3 protein-coding genes are annotated in these 2,884 nt (G+C 54.3%); 1 reads left to right on the forward strand and 2 read right to left on the reverse strand.

What is annotated here, in order from left to right; all coding sequences use genetic code 11:
• Together ABYV89_RS16020 and ABYV89_RS16025 are read right to left on the reverse strand one after the other, a co-directional pair.
• Positions 1 to 273 (reverse strand): hypothetical protein (locus ABYV89_RS16020; protein ID WP_432823937.1); only part of this gene is annotated, 273 nt, incomplete at its 3' end.
• A 3-nt stretch (positions 274 to 276) separates the two neighbouring features.
• A complete protein-coding gene (locus tag ABYV89_RS16025) occupies positions 277 to 1,743 on the reverse strand; it encodes a hypothetical protein (RefSeq protein ID WP_432823938.1) in 1,467 nt (488 codons plus the stop codon).
• Positions 1,744 to 1,908: 165 nt separating this feature from the next.
• Between ABYV89_RS16025 and ABYV89_RS16030 the strand changes: the two genes are divergently transcribed.
• The coding region (locus tag ABYV89_RS16030; RefSeq protein ID WP_432823939.1) for a hypothetical protein at positions 1,909 to 2,884 on the forward strand (976 nt) is incomplete at its 3' end.

Consider the following 2,884-nt stretch of genomic DNA (forward strand, 5'->3'; position numbering starts at 1 on the left):
GCCACCATCGATGGCATTGGCGACATCGCCCATTGACTTGAGATAACCGAAGAATTCAAGCCCCCGCAGAACCGTGCTGACATTGGCGACATCGTCGGCAGGCAGGGCATTGATTATTTCGCCGTATATAACTGGAAAAGTGGGTACGAAATAATTATCGAAATCTTCGGCGATCTCCGCGCCGCTTGCAGCGCAGGCTGCACCGGTCGGCAACAACACGCCGAAGGCTATCGCCAGAACAATAAAACTTTTCAGGCAGCGCAACATGAGCATGACCTAGAAATTCCTACTGCCGTCGGGTTGGTACTTATAATCGATCCGCATGAGGATACTTGGATATCCTGTGACTGCAGGCCACCCGGGGGGATAGCTGAAATCGACGCTTTTGACTTCCATTAGGGCATAATGCCCGTTGGAGAGTTTGAACGCATAGGTGTGCCCGGGGAAAAAGTCATATCCCAGACCGCCGGTATAACCAAACTCCGGCGCTTCACTGACGGAACCGATTGCGATATTTCCGAGATCCAGAAATGTGTTACCCGCTTCCATAAACCCATACGCGGTGGACCGACCTTCGTCGCCGCCGGTTATGACAAAAGCCACGTTCGGTGGTTCCGTTGCCTCGCCGGAAACAAAATCGAACCCGGTGGGAGGGTGCATCTCCGATCGGATCAGTATGTTGCTCCCCGATTCGACACTGCCCCCTCCTCCGCTGGTCGCCAAAACGCTCCCCTGCGCGGTTACCACAACCGTCAGGTCGTCCGTGGCAACGGTACTGCTGCCGTCTGCGTTGGGGGTAATCACCAGACCGTCCTCTTCAACCAACTGCGTGAACAGAGTGAAGGGCACCACCGCCATGTATCCGCGACTGTCCACGAGCAACACGGGTTCGCCGCCCGACTGAGCGACCGTTCCGGTGGCAATATTGGCGGCATCGCTCAGGCCAAAGATCAGAGGGTTTTTCATGGCGTAAACCGCCGGCCCTGTTGCGCCCAGGTCGAAAACGAACTCGGTAACTCCCTTGTCGGAGAAACTCTGTCCAGTACGACTGGATATGACGAAACGACTGTAAGTCAGGGAAACGAAGACCCTGCCCCGTGGATCGGGGGCCAGGTTATTGAGAGTAAAGCGCAGATCGATGTTGTCGAAGGCGCTGAAATCCCGGCGAATCGCCCGGTCGAGTAAAGTGGCATCGCCGGCGAAATCGGGGCTGATCCGGGTCATGAACCGGGCAGGGTCTTCGGCCCGGTAGGCCTCGACCAGTTCGTTGAGGGCGTCGATCACCACCTGGTAGCCGCGGCCGTCGGAAATGATGAGCTCTTTGCGGGTAGCATCGACATCATTCACCTTGCCCGCCGTATCACTCACCTCGACATAGAGGATGTAGGGCTGGCCGACCTCGGGACGAAAGCGGAACTCGAATGCGCCAGTTTCGGAAAACCGCGCTTCCTGCCAGCTCTGCCGGTCATCGATACTGACCTGAATCTGACCGATCTTCCCCCGCTTGACGCGGGTTTTGCCGCGGACAAGAACCTCCCCCTTGGGGAGCAGATCCTTATACAGAGTGAGCGTGGGACCGCTCTCTTCATAAGGGAGGCTGTTCAAATAAAGGTAGGAAAGCTCCACTTCGTCATTGGACTGGCCGAAAATCCACCATTTGGCCTGAGCGCTTGCCGGCAGCAACAACACTGAACCCACGAGTAAAACCAACAACAATCTAATGCCCTGCTTCCAATGTTCCAACTGAGCCTCCCTTAAAAAACAACATTTTAATATTCCAAATCGTTTCTTATTTTAATTACAATTTAACAGCCTAAAATAGTCGACTTTTTGTAAACCTTCACTTTTTTTTGCTTTTCCAGGGGCAATATCGTAAGATAAGATCCCTTTTCCCCCTCTTAAGAATTTATGCAAAAACTACCCTACCTAACCTTTGCCGCCTTTGTCTTCTGGCTGCTCGCCATTCCCATGGAGGGGCCTATCCTGTCCGCTGCAGGGATTGCGGATTCAGCATGGTTCTTTCTCCCGGCACACGTTCTCAGCCTGACCCTCATCGGCCTTTACCTGCCGCCTCGTCATTTCAGATCCTTGGCCCCAAGTGGCGTGGCCCTGACCGCCGTATTAACTTTAGGCATTTCTTTTCGACCAGATTTCGCGCACTATCTCTTACCACTGCTCGGTATTTGCGGCGCCTTTACCGCAATTGCCGCCTGCATGACCCTGAGAACAGCAAATCGACCGATTTTCTGTGCCGCCATCGGCCTATCCACCGGGAACCTCGGACTGCTCCTTCTTGGGCTCTGGTCAGGTGCAACATTCTGGCATTTTCTGGTAACCGCGCTGCCACTGCTCCTGCTTCTGCACCGTCCCACCGAGGCGCATAACTCTTCAAACACAGAAAAACTCTGGCATTACCTGCCGCTGATCCTGATTTTTCATATCTCCAGCGGCCTGATGTACGGTTTTCTCTTCCCCGCCTACCAGCAAGCCGTCGCCCTTCCCGGGTTGGAGCTATTTTTTTACATCTTCGCCGTATTCGGTGCCCTCTGGCTGGCAAGGCACCACCGTGACCTGCTTCTGATCTGCGGCATCATACTGAACATGACGGCCTTTGCCTTGCTGCAAATGGGAAATGTAACAACCGTCAATCTCAGCATGTACGCCATGCAGGCAGGTGCTGGGTTCGTCGACCTTTTCCTACTGCTGTTTCTGCTCAAATTTCCCAAACCGGTTCGAGCTTTTGGACTCGGACTGGCGACCCTATGTCTCGGTATTTTCAGTGGGCAGTTCATCAGCCAACAACTTGGTGACCTGCCACAAGGGGTCGCCATGGTTGGCAACCTCGTCCTGAACCTGTCGCTGCTGAGCCTGTACTTTATCGGCC

Origin of the sequence: Trichloromonas sp. (genome assembly GCF_041583255.1) — a bacterium.
Taxonomy (GTDB): Bacteria; Desulfobacterota; Desulfuromonadia; order Desulfuromonadales; family Trichloromonadaceae; genus Trichloromonas.